Source organism: Dellaglioa sp. CoH-55-MRSF-8, assembly GCF_056782195.1.
Window position 1 is genome coordinate 1 of the sequence record NZ_JBXAYH010000182.1, and the last position, 278, is coordinate 278.

Genomic DNA, 278 nt, shown 5'->3' on the forward strand with positions numbered 1-278 from the left:
GTACTATTTACTACGAAATGCCGAATTACTGGCGCTTGGTCAAACGATCAAGCTCCTGAAGATTTGCCTTCAGTGCAGCCTGAATAACAGCCAACCGGCGATTGCCCTCGATCATGTCTTCCACGAAATACCAAGGGGCGCTCTTCGCTTTGTTGATAACATCGACTTGTGCGTTCACCACCGCGATCTGCGCTGCCTCACCGATTCGGAGCTTCCGGATACGGCGGCGCAGTGCCTCTCCTTTTCCCTTCTTTTTTCCTTTTTCTCCCCTTTTCCCC

General features: G+C 51.8%; 1 protein-coding gene. It reads right to left on the reverse strand.

What is annotated here, in order from left to right; all coding sequences use genetic code 11:
• Window positions 1-25: 25 nt before the first annotated feature.
• A partial coding sequence (locus tag AC1RPW_RS08420) for a hypothetical protein (protein WP_481769513.1) occupies window positions 26-278 on the reverse strand: 253 nt, incomplete at its 5' end.